The 16,348-nt window shown below is 59.6% G+C and carries 12 protein-coding genes; 9 read left to right on the forward strand and 3 right to left on the reverse strand.

What is annotated here, in order from left to right:
• Nucleotides 1–77: 77 nt before the first annotated feature.
• The 5 genes from EHN06_RS19710 (at nucleotide 78) to EHN06_RS19730 (ending at nucleotide 7,045) form a co-directional block, all read left to right on the forward strand.
• Nucleotides 78–2,174, forward strand: coding sequence for a 3-hydroxyacyl-CoA dehydrogenase NAD-binding domain-containing protein (locus EHN06_RS19710; RefSeq protein ID WP_127334172.1), 2,097 nt, complete (start codon nucleotides 78–80; stop codon nucleotides 2,172–2,174).
• Nucleotides 2,175–2,236: 62 nt separating this feature from the next.
• A complete protein-coding gene (locus EHN06_RS19715; RefSeq protein WP_127334173.1) occupies nucleotides 2,237–3,418 on the forward strand; it encodes an acetyl-CoA C-acyltransferase in 1,182 nt (393 codons plus the stop codon).
• A 439-nt stretch (nucleotides 3,419–3,857) separates the two neighbouring features.
• On the forward strand, nucleotides 3,858–5,045 hold the full coding sequence (locus EHN06_RS19720; RefSeq protein ID WP_127334174.1) for an acyl-CoA dehydrogenase family protein: 1,188 nt from the start codon (nucleotides 3,858–3,860) through the stop codon (nucleotides 5,043–5,045).
• 37 nt (nucleotides 5,046–5,082) lie between these two features.
• Nucleotides 5,083–6,231: an acyl-CoA dehydrogenase family protein gene (locus EHN06_RS19725; RefSeq protein ID WP_127334175.1), complete on the forward strand. Its 1,149-nt coding sequence runs from the start codon at nucleotides 5,083–5,085 to the stop codon at nucleotides 6,229–6,231.
• Between the two features lie 40 nt (nucleotides 6,232–6,271).
• A complete protein-coding gene (locus EHN06_RS19730; RefSeq protein ID WP_127334176.1) occupies nucleotides 6,272–7,045 on the forward strand; it encodes an SDR family oxidoreductase in 774 nt (257 codons plus the stop codon).
• A gap of 18 nt (nucleotides 7,046–7,063) precedes the next feature.
• Here EHN06_RS19730 and EHN06_RS19735 read toward each other — a convergent pair whose 3' ends face one another.
• Nucleotides 7,064–8,029 carry a threonine/serine dehydratase gene (locus EHN06_RS19735; RefSeq protein WP_127334177.1) on the reverse strand — a complete coding sequence of 322 codons (966 nt, stop codon included), beginning with the start codon at nucleotides 8,027–8,029 and terminating at the stop codon, nucleotides 7,064–7,066.
• Between the two features lie 211 nt (nucleotides 8,030–8,240).
• Here EHN06_RS19735 and EHN06_RS19740 point away from each other — a divergent pair, with 211 nt between their 5' ends.
• Nucleotides 8,241–9,452, forward strand: a complete 1,212-nt coding sequence (locus tag EHN06_RS19740; protein ID WP_228257361.1) for a Fic family protein — start codon at nucleotides 8,241–8,243, stop codon at nucleotides 9,450–9,452.
• A gap of 113 nt (nucleotides 9,453–9,565) precedes the next feature.
• On the opposite strand, the gene EHN06_RS19745 is transcribed toward EHN06_RS19740, so the two are convergent.
• On the reverse strand, nucleotides 9,566–11,143 hold the full coding sequence (locus tag EHN06_RS19745; protein WP_127334178.1) for a flavin-containing monooxygenase: 1,578 nt from the start codon (nucleotides 11,141–11,143) through the stop codon (nucleotides 9,566–9,568).
• A gap of 321 nt (nucleotides 11,144–11,464) precedes the next feature.
• Between EHN06_RS19745 and EHN06_RS19750 the strand changes: the two genes are divergently transcribed.
• The 3 genes from EHN06_RS19750 to pntB all read left to right on the forward strand — a co-directional run bounded on the left by EHN06_RS19750 (nucleotide 11,465) and on the right by pntB (nucleotide 15,197).
• Nucleotides 11,465–12,097, forward strand: a complete 633-nt coding sequence (locus EHN06_RS19750; RefSeq protein ID WP_127334179.1) for a TetR family transcriptional regulator — start codon at nucleotides 11,465–11,467, stop codon at nucleotides 12,095–12,097.
• A 115-nt stretch (nucleotides 12,098–12,212) separates the two neighbouring features.
• Complete coding sequence (locus EHN06_RS19755; protein ID WP_127334180.1) at nucleotides 12,213–13,790, forward strand: Re/Si-specific NAD(P)(+) transhydrogenase subunit alpha; 1,578 nt, start codon at nucleotides 12,213–12,215, stop codon at nucleotides 13,788–13,790.
• Between the two features lie 12 nt (nucleotides 13,791–13,802).
• On the forward strand, nucleotides 13,803–15,197 hold the full coding sequence (pntB, locus tag EHN06_RS19760) for a Re/Si-specific NAD(P)(+) transhydrogenase subunit beta (RefSeq protein ID WP_127334181.1): 1,395 nt from the start codon (nucleotides 13,803–13,805) through the stop codon (nucleotides 15,195–15,197).
• A 4-nt stretch (nucleotides 15,198–15,201) separates the two neighbouring features.
• On the opposite strand, the gene EHN06_RS19765 is transcribed toward pntB, so the two are convergent.
• The gene (locus EHN06_RS19765; protein WP_127334182.1) at nucleotides 15,202–16,338 is read right to left on the reverse strand and encodes a patatin-like phospholipase family protein; all 1,137 of its coding nucleotides are present in this window, start codon (nucleotides 16,336–16,338) and stop codon (nucleotides 15,202–15,204) included.
• Nucleotides 16,339–16,348: the final 10 nt, after the last annotated feature.

Genomic DNA, 16,348 nt, shown 5'->3' on the forward strand with positions numbered 1-16,348 from the left:
TACACCAGTGTATGGAGATTTCAACGCGCGTCTTCATACCGACGATCAACCCGATTCCAGTTTCAGGGAGCTGCCTAATGAGTACCGCCCATTACGATCTCAACGGCGCCATCGCCGTTATCCGACTCGACAACCCGCCCGTCAATGGCCTGGGCCTGGCCCTGCGCCAGGGCATTGTGAATGGCATCCGCCAGGCGGAAGCCGATAACGCGGTGAAGGCCGTTGTGCTGATCGGCTCCGACCGTGCCTTTTCCGGCGGCGCCGATATCAGTGAGTTTGGCTCTTCCAAAGCCACCGCGGAGCCCAACCTGAACACCGTGATTAACTATGTGGAAAGCAGCCGCAAACCGGTCATTGCCGCTATCAGCGGGGCCTGTATGGGCGGCGGTCTGGAACTGGCCCTGGGTTGTCATTACCGCATTGCCAAACCCGATGCCCAGATTGCCCTGCCGGAAGTGAAACTGGGCCTGCTGCCGGGCGCCGGCGGCACCCAGCGCCTGCCCCGGGTGATCGGCGCCGAGCACGCCCTGAATATGATCGTTTCCGGCAGCGTAGTGCCTGCAAAGCAGTTCAAGGGCAGCGCGCTGTTTGACGAAATTATCGACGGCGAACTGCTGGACGCCGCCATTGCCTACGCCACTAAGGTCGCCAATGAAAACCTGCCGCTCAAGAAAGTGCGTGACCTGAAGGCCAAGCACCCCAATCCCGAAGGCTTCTTCATGTTCACCCGCAACACCGTGGGCGCCATGACCAAAAACTATCCGGCCCCGTTGAAGTGTGTGGACGCGGTCAAAGCCGCCGTCACCATGCCTTTCGACAAGGGCATGGAAGTCGAGCGCGAAGCCTTTGTGAACCTGATGCAGACCCCGGAATCCCGCGCTCTGCGCCACGCGTTTTTTTCCGAGCGCCTGACCAGCAAGATCGCCGATGTGCCCTCCGATACTCCTGTGCGTGACATCAAGTCCGTCGGTGTGATCGGCGGTGGCACCATGGGCACCGGTATCAGCATCAACTTCCTCAATGCCGGCATTCCGGTAACACTGGTGGAAATGAAGCAGGAAGGCCTGGACCGCGGCGTGGCAGCCATCCAGAAAGTCTACGAAGGCCGGGTCAAGAAAGGCCGCATGAGCGAGGACGACGCCAAGGCCAAGATGGCGTTGCTCACCCCGTCCCTCACCTATGACGACCTGAGTGACGCGGACCTGGTGATCGAAGCGGTGTTCGAGGAAATGGGCGTAAAACAGTCCGTGTTCGAGAAGCTGGACGAGGTCTGCAAATCAGGCGCCATCCTCGCCTCCAACACCTCCACCCTGGACCTCAACAAGATCGCCAGCTTCACCAAACGCCCGGAAGACGTGATCGGCCTGCACTTCTTCAGCCCGGCCAACATCATGAAGCTGCTGGAAGTGGTTCGCGGCGAAAAAACCGCCAAGGAGGTACTGGCCACCGCCATGAAACTGGCCAAGACCATCAAGAAGACCGCCGTGGTCTCCGGTGTGTGTGACGGCTTTATCGGCAACCGCATGATCAACCAGTACCAGCGCGAAGCCCTGCTGATGCTGGAGGAAGGCGCCAGCGTGCAGCAGATCGACAAGGCCATCGAGAAATTCGGCTTTGCCATGGGCCCGCTGCGCATGGCCGACCTGGCCGGCGGCGACATCGGCTGGGCCATCCGCAAGCGCCAGTACGAAGAAAACCCGGACATGGTGAAGATGGTCGTCGCCGACCGCCTGTGCGAAATGGGCCGCTACGGCCAGAAAACCGGCGCCGGCTTCTACCGCTACGAGCCGGGCAACCGCAACGCCCAGCATGACCCGGAAGTGGACAAGGTGGTGGACGAAGTGCGCGCCGAGCTGGGCATCACCCCCCGCAAGATCAGCAACCAGGAAATCGTCGAGCGCTGCGTGTATGCGCTGGTGAACGAAGGCGCGCAGATTCTGGACGAAGGCATCGCCCAGCGCGCCTCCGACATCGACATGGTCTACCTGACCGGTTACGGCTTCCCGGTGTTCCGCGGTGGCCCCATGCACTACGCCGAAGAAGTCGGACTGCCCAACGTGGTGCGCGCCATGCAGGCCTTTACCGAAGGCCGCCACACCCAGCCAGGTTTCTGGGAGCCCGCAGCGCTGCTGGCCAAGCGTGCTGAGGAAGGCAAGGGTTTCGACGATAAATAACCGGTCCACGAATTGATACGGGGCGGCCAATAAACCGCCGCTCCGACCTGAGGAGAATTGTTATGTCCAATGATGTTGTCATCGTATCCACTGCCCGCACGCCCCTGGCCAAGTCCTGGCGCGGCGGCCTGAACATGACCCACGGCGCCACCCTGGCCGGCCACGCCATCCAGCACGCGGTCGAGCGCTCGAAAGTCGACCCCAACGAAATTGAAGACGTGTTGATGGGCTGTGCCCTGCCCGAAGGCTCCACCGGCAACGACGTCGCCCGCATGGGCGCCATCCGTGCCGGCCTGCCGGTCTCCGTGGCCGGCGCCACCATCAACCGCTTCTGCTCCTCCGGCTTGCAGGCCATTGCCATGGCGGCCCACCACATTGCCGTGGACCGGGTGCCGGTGATGGTTGCCGGCGGCGTGGAGTCCATCTCCACCGTCCAGGCCAACGTCAACCAGAACTATTTCATGGATCCCTGGCTGGCGAAGAACAAGCCGGAGCTGTACTGGTCCATGCTGGACACCGCCGAGACCGTGGCCAAGCGCTACGGCATCAAGAAAGAAGACATGGACGAATACGGCGTGCGCAGCCAGCAGCTAGCCGCCAAGGCCCGTGAAGACGGCAAGTTCGACGACGAAATCGTACCCATTACCACCACCATGGGAGTCGCCGACAAGGCCACCGGCCAGCTCAGCAGCCAGGAAGTCACCGTCAGCCAGGACGAAGGCATCCGCCCGGACACCAACCTGGAAGGCGTCAGCAAGATCCGCTCAGCGATGGAGGGCGGTGTGGTTACCGCCGGCAACGCCAGCCAGTTCTCCGACGGTGCTTCGGCCTGTGTCCTGATGGACAGCAAAATCGCCGAACAGCGCGGCGCTGCCCCACTGGGCATCTTCCGCGGCTTCGCCGTGGCTGGTTGTGAGCCCGATGAAATGGGCATCGGCCCGGTCTTCGCGGTACCCAAACTGCTCAAGCGTGCCGGCCTGACCGTCGACGACATCGGCCTTTGGGAACTCAACGAAGCCTTCGCCGTTCAGGTTCTCTACTGCCAGCGCAAACTGGGCATCCCGATGGACCGCCTGAACGTCAACGGCGGCGCCATTGCAGTCGGCCACCCTTACGGCACCACCGGCTCCCGCCTCGTTGGCCACGCCCTGATCGAAGGCAAGCGCCGTGGTGTTAAGTACGTCGTCGTTACTATGTGCGTCGGTACAGGCATGGGTGCTGCCGGCTTGTTCGAAGTTGCCTGATCGATAGCCTAAATCGTCGGGTGCATGGCGGCTAGCGGGTAGGGGTGTCCGAAACACGCTGTGAACACGTCCGTGTGCGCTTGGGCTCCGCCATCCATGGCTCCGCACAGTTTCGGACACCCCTACCCGCTAGCCTCCGCGAACTTGGCAGCGAAGGCAGACACGCTATGGATCTGGGCACTGAGCAGTGGACCCCCAGAGCAAAACTGTTTCAGGCAAGTATTTGCTCGAGGCGTTGGTCGGGTATCCCCTTTCAAAACTGTGCGGAGCCATGGATGGCGGAGCCCAAGCGCCCCATGGATGGGCCGAAGGAGCGTGTTTTGAAAGGGGATACCCGACCGGCGCAGCCGCCCGAACCAGAAGGCGCGGGTTTAAAACTAGCAGGCAGCTCCAGAAGCTAAAAAACCAATTACCTCAGCCACCAGACAATAGGTGCAATATGGATCTAAATTACACCCCCGAACAAGAAGCGTTCCGCGCTGAAGTTCGTCAGTTTCTTGAAGACAACCTGCCGGACGATATCCGTGAACGCGTCCAGAAACGGCTGCGGCCGGACAAAGCAATGACCGAACGCTGGCAGAAAATCCTGTTCGACAAGGGCTGGGGCGCCTCCACCTGGCCGAAGGAATTCGGCGGCACCGGCTGGAGCCCCATCGAACAGATCATCTTCGAGGAAGAATGCGCCCTTGCCGGCGCGCCCCGCCAGTTGGATTTCGGGTTACGCATGGTCGCGCCGGTGATCATGACGTTCGGCAACGACGAGCAGAAACAACGCTTCTTGCCGGGTATTCTCAGTGGTGAGGACTGGTGGTGTCAGGGTTATTCCGAACCGGGCTCCGGTTCGGATCTGGCGTCACTGCGCACCTCCGCCAAGCGAGAAGGCGATCACTACATCGTCAACGGCCAGAAAACCTGGACCACCCTGGGCCAGCATGCGGACTGGATTTTCTGCCTGGTGCGGACCAGCACCGAAGGCAAGCAGCAGCAGGGCATTTCGTTCCTGCTGATCGATATGAACACCCCGGGCATCGAGGTACGGCGGATCATCATGCTGGATGGTGAGCATGAGATTAACGAGGTCTACTTCGACAACGTAAAAGTACCGGCCGAGAACCTGATCGGCGAGGAAAACCAGGGCTGGACCTACGCCAAGTTCCTTCTGGGCCACGAGCGCACCGGCCTGGCCAATGTCGGGCAGTGGAAGGCAGCCATGAAACGCCTCAAGGAAGTGGCGCGGGAAGAGCAGGACGGGCAACGTCCGCTCATTGAGAACACCCGATTCCGCGACCGGCTGGCACAGCTGGATATGGAGCTGCGTGCGCTGGAGCTCACGGTTCTGCGGGTGCTGACGGACAAGCGTGGCCCCGGCCCCCAGGCGTCGATTCTCAAGATTCGCGGTACCGAAATCGGGCAGCAGCTGTTCGAGATGCTGATGGAAGCCACCGGACAGGATGCCATTGCCCACATTCCGGACGCACTGGAGCTGGACTACAACGGCCCCAGGGTCGGCTCTGCCGATGCGACACCCGCTGCCGGGGATTACTTCAATATGCGCAAGCTGTCGATTTTTGGCGGGTCCAACGAAATCCAGCGCAACATCATTGCTCAACTCGTGCTTGGCCTGTAAAGAGCCCTCAGCTTCCAGAGTTTGGAGAGACGTTTTTATGAATTTTAATCTGACCGAAGAACAGCAAATGCTGAACGATTCCCTGCGCCGCTTCGTGACCAACGAATACGATTTCGAAAAACGCGGGAAGGTGATTGCGGCCGGCAAAGGCACCGATCCTGCAACCTGGGCCGCCCTGGCGGAGATGGGCCTTCTGGCGTTCAGTTTTCCGGAAGAGTACGACGGGCTCGGCGGCAACGCCATAGACACCATGGTGGTGATGGAAAACTTTGGCCGCGGCCTGGTGGTCGAACCCTACCTGGCCACCGTCGTGCTGGCAGGCAGCGTGATCCGGGACCATGGCAGCGACACTCAGAAGTCCGGAATCCTGCCCGCCATCGCAAACGGTAAGCGGTTGATGGCCTTTGCCCACAGCGAACCCGGTGCCCGCTACAACCTGAGCCATGTACAAACCACCGCCAAACAGGACGGCAGCAACTACCTGATCAGCGGCCACAAGACCGCCGTGCTCCATGGTGGCCAGGCGGACCAGCTCATTGTTTCCGCCCGCACCAGTGGCGGAACCAACGACGAAAGCGGCCTCTCTCTGTTCCTGGTGGATACCGGCGCCAAGGGTGTCCAGGTGGACGATTTTGCCACCCACGATGGCCACCGTACCGCCGAGATCCGCTTCAGCAACGTTACGGTCAGTGCCGACAACCTGATCGGCACCATTGACCAGGCCTTCCCGGCGATCGAAAAAACCGTGGATCTGGGCATTGCCGCGCTGTGTGCCGAAGCCGTCGGCGCCATGGAAGCCATGAACGCTGCTACCCTGGAGTACATCAAGACCCGCAAACAGTTCGGGGTGCCCATCGGCAAGTTCCAGGTGCTACAACACCGTATGGCGGACATGTTCATCCAGACCGAACAGGCCAAAACCATGGCGATCCTGGCCGCCAGCGAAGCGGATTCCAATGACCGTGCCAGCCGCCGCGAAGCCATCTCCATGGCCAAGACCCTGGTCGGCCAGGCCGCCCGTTATGTGGGACAGGAAGGGGTTCAGCTGCACGGCGGTATGGGTGTGACCGACGAAATGTTCGCGGCCCACCTGTTCAAACGCCTGACCCTGATCAACCTGCTGTTCGGCGATGCCGATCATCATCTGGCACAGGTCAGCGACGGCCTTCTGGCGAAGACGGCCTGAACCATCAAGGAGACAGTCCTGAACCATCAAGGAGATAGTTATGAGCGTAAAACAGCTACTGGATCTGACCGGCAAGGTCGCCTTTATCACCGGCGGCTCCCGCGGCCTGGGCCTGCAAATGGCCGAAGCCCTGGGTGAACTGGGGGCAAAAATCGCCATCAGCGCCCGCAAGCAGCACGAACTGGACGAAGCCAAGGCACACCTGGAGGACCAGGGAGTTGAAGTGGTGACCATCGCAGCGGACCTGTCCGACCTGGAAGGCATTCCCGCCGTGGTGGATCAGGTGGTCAGCCAGCTTGGTGATATCGACATCCTGGTCAACAACGCCGGTGCCACCTGGGGAGCCCCGGCGGAGGACTACCCGGCGGAAGGCTGGATGAAGGTGATGAACCTGAACGTCAACGCCTCGTTCTTCCTGACCCAGACCGTGGGCAAGCGCTGCATGATTCCCCGCAACACCGGCAAGGTGATCAACATCGCCTCCATCGCGGGCCTGTCCGGCAACCCCGAAGGCATGAAAACGATCGCCTACAACACCAGCAAGGGCGCGATGGTGAACTTCACCCGTGCACTGGCGTCCGAATGGGGCCATTACAACATCAACGTAAACGCCCTCTGCCCAGGCTTCTTCCCGTCGAAGATGTCCCAGGGCCTGCTGGATGCCCAGGGTGAGAAAATGCTGGAGCGCATCCCGCTGAAGCGCTTCGGTGGCGAGGAAGATCTCAAGGGCGCGGCGGTGCTGCTGGCGTCCGAGGCCGGACGGCATATCACCGGGCAATGCCTGGCGGTGGATGGCGGCACGCTGGTCAGTTAAGCGTGCTCCAAAAATTGGTCACAGGCACTGACTGACCTGTTCCGGGTCCAGGTTGCCGCCGGTAATAATCAAAACCGTGGCCCTGTCCGGATCAGGCAGTACCTGTTTTTCCAGTAGCGCCGCCAGGCCAACACTGGCACCCGGCTCCACATAAAGCCTGGCTTCGGTCAGCAGGCGCCGGGTCGCCTCCCGAATACCCGCCTCGGTAACCGTTACAATACGGTCCACCACCTGGCGGGAGGCGGCATAGGTGCAGTCCCCCACTACAGCCGGTGCCAGGCTGGCGGCCCAGGTATCCACCGAGTCAAGGCTGGCACTGGCATCCTGCTTCTGCCAGGCATTGAACATGGTGGCCGCGCCTTCCGGCTCTACACCGATCAGCTCTATTTCAGGCCGCTGCGCCTTGATGGCCAACCCGAGCCCCGAAATCAGCCCACCACCGCCAATCGGACACAGCACCCGATCCACATCCGGCTGCTGGCGCAGCAATTCCAGGCCAACCGTGCCCTGCCCGGCCATGATGCGGACATCGTTATAGGGGTGGACCAGGGTCAGCCCCTTCTCATCCCGCAATTCGTGGCACAGGGCTACCGCCTGCTGGATACTGCCCTGAACAATCACCTCGGCACCCAGCGCCCGGGTGCGACGAATTTTCAGCGGACTGGAGCCCTCCGGCATGACCACCGTGAGCGGGACATCCTGCATCGCCGCCGCCCAGGCCAGGGCAATGGCGTGATTACCGGCAGACACCGTCACCAGGCCAGCCTTGAGTTCGTCTGCAGTGGCGGTCAGCAGCCAGTTCAGCGCGCCACGGGCCTTGAAGCTTCCGGTGCGCTGAAGGCTCTCGCACTTCAGGCCAAGGGGCTGGCCCATGGCGGCATCCAAGTCAGGCGCATGCAACAGCGGCGTTTCGCCCAGGTGTGGTCGAATACGCTGTTCGGCTTCCAGGATCTGGGAAAAGTCAGGCAGGGTTGGTTTGGCCATGGTGTGCGCTCCTTTTGTTCCCTTATGCAAACCATGGTGCAGGCTCGGCTGGCCATCAAGTCACTGGTGAGCTAACCTGAACAGATATCCGGACATGAAACCGGACAATATTTTCAGAAAACCCTGTTTTATTAATTTATATGTCATTTAATATCAACATATTAATATTATATAAACCGGACAATAAACCGGACATAACTATGGAATTTCCATGGCCGCAACCTCAATAATGGACCTTGCCCCCTTCATACCGGGAGAGCAGGCACTCAGGAAATCAGCCCTGCCAGACAAGGCAATGGAGCTAAACCGTATCTCAGCAAAACTGGCCGGACGGCTTTCCCCGGAGAGTGCCGAAACCCTCCGGTTGCATATGGCGGTCATTAATTCTTACTACTCCAACCTGATCGAGGGTAACCGGACGCAGCCACATGAGATTCGCCAGGCCCAAAAAGGACATTACAGCGATGATCCGGTAAAGCGCGATCTGCAAAGGGAATCACTTGCCCATATCGAGGTTCAGAGGTGGCTGTATGCCAAAGCCCCGGAACTGGATGAGATCTATTCGCCAGAATTCATGCTGGAGCTTCACCAGCGCTTCTACGCCCAGGTGCCAGACTCACTCAGGGAAGTTCGTGACCACAAAGGCACGCTCCTGGAACAGGTTACACCCGGACAATGGCGACAGCGGGACGTGGAGATCGGCCGACATGTGCCGCCCGCACATCAGGCGCTTCCGGAACTAATGCCACGATTCTGCGAAGAATATCACCCCAAAAAATACCGCGGCGACCACAAACTGATCGCCATAGCCGCAGCCCACCACCGCTTTCTCTGGATTCATCCTTTCCTTGACGGCAATGGTCGTGTTATCCGGTTGTGGACGGATGCTGCACTGAAGGCCACTGGGCTTGAGAGTTACGGTGTCTGGTGCCTGAGCCGGGGGCTGGCACGGTCGGCGGAAACCTATAAGGCGGCCCTGGCACGAGCGGATTATCCCAGGCAGGGGAACAGCGACGGCAGGGGCTATCTCAGCCAGGCGGGATTAATGGAGTTCTGCGAGTATGTGTTGAACACCGCCTTAGACCAGGCGAATTATATTTCAGAGCTTCTCGCGCTGAATAAGCTCCGGGAGAGGATCGACCGTTATGTCGTGGCTCGCAACGACAAGCGAGTTCCAGGAGTCGATGCCGAACTGAAACCAACAGCCAGCCTGGTGCTGTTCAATGCCTTTATCCAAGGATCCCTGGACCGCAAACAGGCCATTGCACTGACAGGGATGCACGAACGCAGCGCTCGCAGATTGTTAAACCAGATGAAACAGGAAGGCCTGCTGAGCGAGACCAGCAACAGGTCGCCGCTGAAATGGGAAATTCCTGAACATGCGGAGCCTTGGTATTTTCCGCAGCTAGCTCCGGGGATGTAGCCCCAAGAAACCGTGTATTCGAAGCGGATTTTCCGAAATAGACGCCCGGCTCTACGAAATACCCAATATGGGCAGATTCATGCCCATATTGGGTAGAGTGTTGGTAAGGTAACTTACAACGCTGGAGCGGCTTCTCCCACTTCAACGGCTTCCGGCTCACAGACATACTGCCCCGCATCAAACCGCTTGGTCTGCTGGCGGAACTGCCAGGTGAAGCCCGGCCACAGCGTGGTGTTCTTGCCGTTTTCATTCACGTACCAGCTCTTACAGCCAGTCTGCCAGACAGAGTCGCCGAGCTTGGCATGGATGGAGGCGTTGTATTGGCTCAGGGCGTCTTCCTTCACTTCCACGCTCTTCCAGCCGTGCTTATCCATCTTCTTCAGGGCGTCCAGCACGTACTGGATCTGGCTCTCGATCATGTAGACCATGGAGCTGTGGCCGAGGCCGGTGTTAGGGCCCATCAGCATGAAGAAGTTGGGGAAGCCGTTGATGGTGCTGCCTTTGTAGGCTTCCGCGCCGTCTTTCCAGGCATCCAGCAAGTCCTGACCGTTACGGCCGTAGACCATGCCGGCTGGAATCGGGTCCTGGGCCTTGAAGCCGGTGCCGTAGATGATGCAGTCCACTTCCCGCTCGTTGCCGTTGTTATCGACGATGACATTACCGCGCACTTCACGGATGCCGTCGGTGAGCACGTCCACGTTGTCCTGGGCCAGCGCCGGGTAGTAGTTGTTGGAGATCAGTACCCGCTTGCAGCCGAAGTGGAAATCCGGGGTAACCTTCTTACGCAGTTCCTTGTCCTTGATCTGGTTGCGGATGTGGCGACGGGCCTGCAGCTCACCGATCTTGAGGATGCGCGGGTTGCCGACAAAGCCCAGCACACGCGCTTCCAGGGTCCAGTAGATACTCTGGCGGAAGGCGTTCAGGGTCTGCGGGAACTTGCGGAACATCAGTTTTTCCAGCGGACGGATTTCGCGGTCAGGCTTGGGCACGATCCACGGCGGCGTGCGCTGGTACAGGTCCAGATGACCGGCTTCCTTGGCCACTTCCGGGACAAACTGGATGGCCGAGGCGCCGGTACCAATCACGGCAACCCGCTTGCCTTTGAAGTCGTAGCTGTGATCCCAGTCCTGGGAGTGGAAGCTCTTGCCGGTGAAGGTTTCGATTCCCTTGATGTTCGGGTAGGCCGGGGTGCTCAGGCCGCCCATGCCGGACACGACGACGTCGGCTTTCAGGGTGCTGAATTCCGGCAGATCCTTATCGGACCGGTCCAGTTTATCGCCGGGGTTGAGACCTTTTTCCTGCATGTAGGCCCACAGTTTGGGACTGTCGCAGGTTTCGACGGTCCAGCTCTGGGTTTTTTCGTCAAATTTGGCGCCCGCCACGTGGGTGTTCAGACGCACGTGTTTCATCAGGCCGTATTTTTCGGCGCAGTTCCGCAGGTAGGCCTGAATTTCTTTCTGCTGGGCGAACATGCGGCTCCAGTTCGGGTTCTGTTCGAACGAGAAGGAGTACAGGGCAGACTGCACGTCACAGGCGCAACCCGGGTAGTGGTTTTCGTGCCAGGTGCCACCGACATCGTCGCTTTGCTCGAGAATCACGAAGTTGTCATAACCGGCTTCTTTGAGCTTGATGCCCATGCCCAGGCCAGAGAATCCGGTGCCGATGATGGCAATTTGTGCTGACTGACTCATAACTCTACCTCGTTGTTCGCTGGCCATCTGGCCTTGCCTGTTGTTGTCTGTTTCGCCATGATGTTTGACGGTATACACATGTATACACAAGGAAGTAGACAGCTGTATACTTTTTGGATTCAGAAATGCATCGCTTGGCCCAAGGAGACAATAGGTTGTCCTGATTTCCGGGCTTGGCGGGCAGGTCGTGTTGGGCTGTTGGGGCCTCCGAAAACCGCTGCAAGTACGTCCGTGTACGCTTGCTCTCCGCCATCCATGGCTACGAGCATTTTCGGAGGCCCCAACAGCCCAACACGCCCGTCAACCTTGGGTGGAAGTTCAATGAATGTTTTATCCGGCGGAAAGCTGAAACTGGTACAGGCGGCACTACGTCTGATTACCGAGAGTCGAAGCCTGACATCGTTGGGACTGCGGGAGTTGGCTCGTGAAGCCGGGTTGAACCCCAATACCTTTTACCGTCACTTCAAGAACCTGGACGAGTTCGGTCTGCAAGTGCTGGGTTACATAGCCGAGGACATGAAGTCCGGTGTGCGCGAGCTACGGCGAATGGCGGAAAGCTCCGAACAGGCCTCCCACGATACCGTTACCTTTGTGTACCACTATTTTCTGTCCAATCCGGCCGCAACCACTGTTGCCGTGCGGGAACTCCATGGCCCCTCACCGTTACTGCGTCGAGCACTGGAAGCTCAGTTGAATGCCAGTGCCCGGGAGATGGCCGAGGACATTATCGACCGCAAACTGGTCCGTGCCGTGCCGCCGGAGACCGTCCATGAAATTTCCCGCATGACCATTCGCTACATTCTGTTCCGGGCGATGGATTACATTGAAAAGCCGGAGCAGCGGGAGGCGATACAGCGTGAAACCGAGCGCTTTATTAACCGGCAGTTCCGTGGCGCCATGCTGGACAATCTGTCCCAGGGTGACATCGAGATCCTTGTGAAAAAAACCTCCTGACGGCTCGGGTAACTTGCCGTTTTTTTGGGTTATTCCGGGCAATTTCGCCAGCTTGAACTAGTATGTGGATATCCAGACAACTGGTTCATCGGGCAATCCGGAGGACACCCCAATCATGCAAATCGGTATCCCCAGGGAAATTTTCGAGAATGAACGACGGGTAGCGGCCACGCCGCCTTCCGTGCACAAGCTGATCGGGCTTGGCTATGAAGTGGTCGTAGAGGCCGGTGCTGGCGAGGCCGCGCATTACTCGGACGCAGCGTACGAAAAAGTGGGGGCGGCCATAGCGGCCGACACCGCGTCGTTGTGGCAGGAAGCGGACTTCATTCTGAAGGTTCGCGCCCCCATGGAACACCCTGTCCTGAACAGGCACGAAGTGGATCTGATGAAAGAAGGGGCGTTTCTGGTCAGTTATATCTGGCCGGCGCAAAACCCCGAGCTGCTGGATAGGCTGGCAGCCAGGAAGATCACCTCATTCGCCATCGACAGCCTGCCCCGCATCAGTCGCGCCCAGAAGATGGATGCGCTCAGCGCCATGGCCAATATCGCCGGTTATCGGGCGGTGATTGAGGCGGCCAATCACTTCGGGCGCTTCTTTACCGGGCAGGTGACGGCCGCCGGCAAGGTGCCGCCGGCGAAGATTATGGTGATTGGTGCCGGTGTGGCTGGCCTCGCGGCGATTGGGGCGGCCAACAGTATGGGCGCCATCGTGCGGGCTTTCGATACCCGGCTGGAAGTGAAGGAACAGGTGGAAAGCATGGGCGCCGAGTTCCTGCAGCTGGATTTCGGTGACGAGGACGGCAGCGGGACTGGCGGTTACGCCAAGCAGATGAGTGATGAGTTCATCAAGGCGGAGATGGCGTTGTTTGCGGAGCAGGCGAAGGAGGTGGACATCATCATCACCACCGCGCTGATTCCCGGCAAACCCGCCCCCAAGCTGATCACCGCCGACATGGTGAAGTCCATGAAACCGGGCAGCGTGATTGTCGATCTGGCGTCGGAACGCGGCGGCAATTGCGAGCTGACCGAGCCAGGTACGGTGTCCAGGCAGCATGGCGTGACACTGATCGGCTACACCGACCTGCCCAGCCGCATGGCCAAGGTGGCCAGCGATCTCTACGCGACCAATCTGGTGCATCTGCTCACCGAACTGACTCCAGAGAAGGACGGCCAGCCCCAGGTCAATATGGAAGACGATGTCATCCGTGGTCTGACCGTGGTGCGGGAGAATGACATTACCTGGCCACCACCCCAACCGGAGGCACCGGTCAGCCCGGCACCACCGCCGGGTACAGAGGAACCGTCGGCTGCCGATATGGCCGCGGCCAAAAGACACGCCGACCGTCGTAGCCTGATTGGCAGGGGTGTCCTGCTGATCGTTACGGTCCTGGCGCTGTATGGCGTTGGCGCCCACGCGCCGGAAAGCTTCCTGCAACACTTTACGGTGTTTGTCCTGGCCTGTTTTATCGGCTGGCAGGTGATCTGGAATGTCACACCTTCCCTCCACACCCCCCTGATGAGTGTGACGAACGCCATCAGTGGCATCATTGTGATCGGAGCCATTCTGCACCTGGCCCAGGCGGCGAATATTGCCGTCGCCATCATGGCCTTTGTCGCGGTGCTGATTGCCAGCATCAACGTGGGGGGCGGCTTCCGGGTCACCCATCGCATGCTCAAAATGTTCCGCAAGTAGGAGACGCCCGATATGAGCACAGGACTGGTGAGCGTGGCCTACGTGGTCGCAAGTGTCTGTTTTATTCTCAGCCTGGGTGGTCTCAGCCACCAGGAATCGGCAAGGCGCGGCAACCTCTACGGTGTCGCCGGTATCATCATCGCGGTGGGGGCCACCCTCGCCAGCGTGGGTGATGGCGGTGTCATTGCCATTGTGATTGCCGTGCTGATTGGTGCCGGCATTGGCATCCCCATCGCCAATAAGGTGGAGATGACCCAGATGCCGCAGCTGGTGGCCCTGCTGCACAGTTTTGTGGGTCTGGCGGCGGTGCTGGTGGGTTTTTCCGGCTACATTGAACCGCTGATCGCAACCACCGGCGCCGAACACACCATCAAACTGGTGGAAGTGTTTGTGGGCATCTTTATCGGTGCGGTGACCTTCACCGGGTCACTGGTGGCCTGCGGAAAACTGGACGGGCGTATCGACAGCAAGGCTCTCACCCTGCCAGGCCGACACCTGATGAACCTGATGGCGATCATCGCCTGCGTGTTGCTGGGGGCCTGGTTTCTCGGCACCGACAGCATGGCGCTGGGGCTGGTTTCCCTGGTGCTGATGACCGCCATCGCCTCGGTGCTCGGTATCCACCTGATCATGGCCATCGGCGGTGCCGATATGCCGGTGGTGGTGTCCATGCTCAACAGCTACTCCGGCTGGGCCGCCGCCTCCATCGGGTTCATGCTGGGCAACGACTTGCTGATCGTCACCGGCGCGCTGGTGGGCAGTAGCGGTGCCATTCTCAGTTACATCATGTGCAAGGCCATGAACCGCTCGTTCGTCAGTGTCATCCTGGGTGGATTTGGCCAAACCACCAGCAGTGCCAGCGCGGCGGATCCCGACCAGACAGTTCACGAAACCAGTGCCGATGAAGTCTGTGAGGAGCTGCGCAATGCCGAATCCGTCATTATCGTGCCCGGCTACGGCATGGCGGTGGCCCAGGCCCAGAATGGGGTCAGCGATATGACCCGGATATTGCGGGAACGGGGCGTGAACGTGCGCTTCGGCATCCACCCGGTGGCCGGCCGTCTGCCCGGACACATGAATGTGCTGCTGGCGGAAGCCCATGTGCCCTATGACATTGTACTGGAAATGGACGAGATCAACGCCGACTTCCCGGACACCGACATAGTGCTGGTGATCGGTGCCAATGACACCGTCAACCCGGCCGCCGCCGAGGATCCCGGCAGCCCCATTGCCGGCATGCCGGTGCTGGAGGTGTGGAAGGCGCGACAGGTGGTGGTCCTCAAGCGGGGCATGGCTACCGGCTATTCCGGGGTGGAAAACCCGCTGTTCTTCAAGGACAACACACTCATGCTGTTCGGTGACGCCAAGGACAGCATCGACAAACTGGTAGGCGGGTTGCGGACCTGATCGTTCAGCCCTCTGCCTCCCTGGCAAAGAACCGTTCGATCTGCCGGGCATGGCTCTGGCCATCCCGGTAGCCCAATTCGATCAGGTCGCGGCAGAAACGGTGATCAAAAAGCAGGAAACTGGCCAGGTTGGCGCTTGAGAACGGCGCTGACTCCGACGCACCGGTTAGCCGTCGCAACACCAACGGCATCGCAGCGATGTACTTCATCGCCAGATCGTTAATGGGTTCTGACGGGGATATTTCCAGGATATCCACCGGATATAGGTCAAGCCCGGATTCCTTCAGCCGTTTCTCCGGAATCAGCTCCAGCAACTGATTGACCAGACGCGAGCGGTCAATATCGTAATCCAGCGTATCCAGAAACATACCGTTGAACACATGGGCAAGCACCTGAGTCAGTGTCGGCATGGCGGGTTTTTCCGGTCGTTTGGGTGGGCACATGGCATTGGCGCTGACACCGATCACCAAAACCTTGCGTGCCCCCAGCCGCAAAGCCGGGCTGAGATGCGCCATCTGTCGGGTAATGCCGTCACCAAAGTACTCGCGGTTGATCTTAACCGGCGCAAACAGGGTGGGAATCGCAGCGGATGCCATGATGTGGTCCACTGTCAGCTTCGTGCGGGTGCCACCGCGCTGACCAACCGACCAACCCTCCATGCCATCGGCGCTTTCAAAGAAACAGACATTCTGGCCGGTGGCATAACCGCAAGCGTTCAGGCCCACTGCATCAATCTGTCCTTCCTGGATCGTCTGGCGGATGTTCTCCAGGTTGATCTCCTGCTCCAGTAACTCACGCAGCGGTGAGCTATCCAGAAAAGACACTGGCCCACTCTCGATTGGCCGGCTGATCATCTTTCTGGCAACGTTGCTGAAACCTCGCATCAGATTGAAGGTATCGGCCCGGAACACCCGATCCATGGTCAACTCCGACCAGACCTTCTCAAGATGATCAATGTTGTGGCGAAAGAGTCCGCGATTGCCGGCCAATGCCATGGCATTCATTGCTCCGGCAGAGGTACCGATAATCACATTGAACGGGTGGCTCCAGTCCGGATACATATCGGCAATGGCGCGGAGCACGCCTACCTGGTATGCCGCCCGCGCACCGCCACCGGTGAGAATCACCCCGTTTTTTGTCATGGCGGGTTTT

Source organism: Marinobacter sp. NP-4(2019) (genome assembly GCF_003994855.1).
Classification (GTDB): domain Bacteria; phylum Pseudomonadota; class Gammaproteobacteria; order Pseudomonadales; family Oleiphilaceae; genus Marinobacter.

Excerpts from the sequence above, each read along its gene's own strand:
- EHN06_RS19710 (WP_127334172.1), top strand. The coding sequence starts at position 78 with ATGAGTACCGCCCATTACGATCTCAACGGCGCCATCGCCGTTATCCGA.
- EHN06_RS19715 (WP_127334173.1), top strand. The coding sequence starts at position 2,237 with ATGTCCAATGATGTTGTCATCGTATCCACTGCCCGCACGCCCCTGGCC.
- EHN06_RS19720 (WP_127334174.1), top strand. The coding sequence starts at position 3,858 with ATGGATCTAAATTACACCCCCGAACAAGAAGCGTTCCGCGCTGAAGTT.
- EHN06_RS19725 (WP_127334175.1), top strand. The coding sequence starts at position 5,083 with ATGAATTTTAATCTGACCGAAGAACAGCAAATGCTGAACGATTCCCTG.
- EHN06_RS19730 (WP_127334176.1), top strand. The coding sequence starts at position 6,272 with ATGAGCGTAAAACAGCTACTGGATCTGACCGGCAAGGTCGCCTTTATC.
- EHN06_RS19735 (WP_127334177.1), bottom strand. The coding sequence starts at position 8,029 with ATGGCCAAACCAACCCTGCCTGACTTTTCCCAGATCCTGGAAGCCGAA.
- EHN06_RS19740 (WP_228257361.1), top strand. The coding sequence starts at position 8,241 with ATGGCCGCAACCTCAATAATGGACCTTGCCCCCTTCATACCGGGAGAG.
- EHN06_RS19745 (WP_127334178.1), bottom strand. The coding sequence starts at position 11,143 with ATGAGTCAGTCAGCACAAATTGCCATCATCGGCACCGGATTCTCTGGC.
- EHN06_RS19750 (WP_127334179.1), top strand. The coding sequence starts at position 11,465 with ATGAATGTTTTATCCGGCGGAAAGCTGAAACTGGTACAGGCGGCACTA.
- EHN06_RS19755 (WP_127334180.1), top strand. The coding sequence starts at position 12,213 with ATGCAAATCGGTATCCCCAGGGAAATTTTCGAGAATGAACGACGGGTA.
- pntB (WP_127334181.1), top strand. The coding sequence starts at position 13,803 with ATGAGCACAGGACTGGTGAGCGTGGCCTACGTGGTCGCAAGTGTCTGT.
- EHN06_RS19765 (WP_127334182.1), bottom strand. The coding sequence starts at position 16,338 with ATGACAAAAAACGGGGTGATTCTCACCGGTGGCGGTGCGCGGGCGGCA.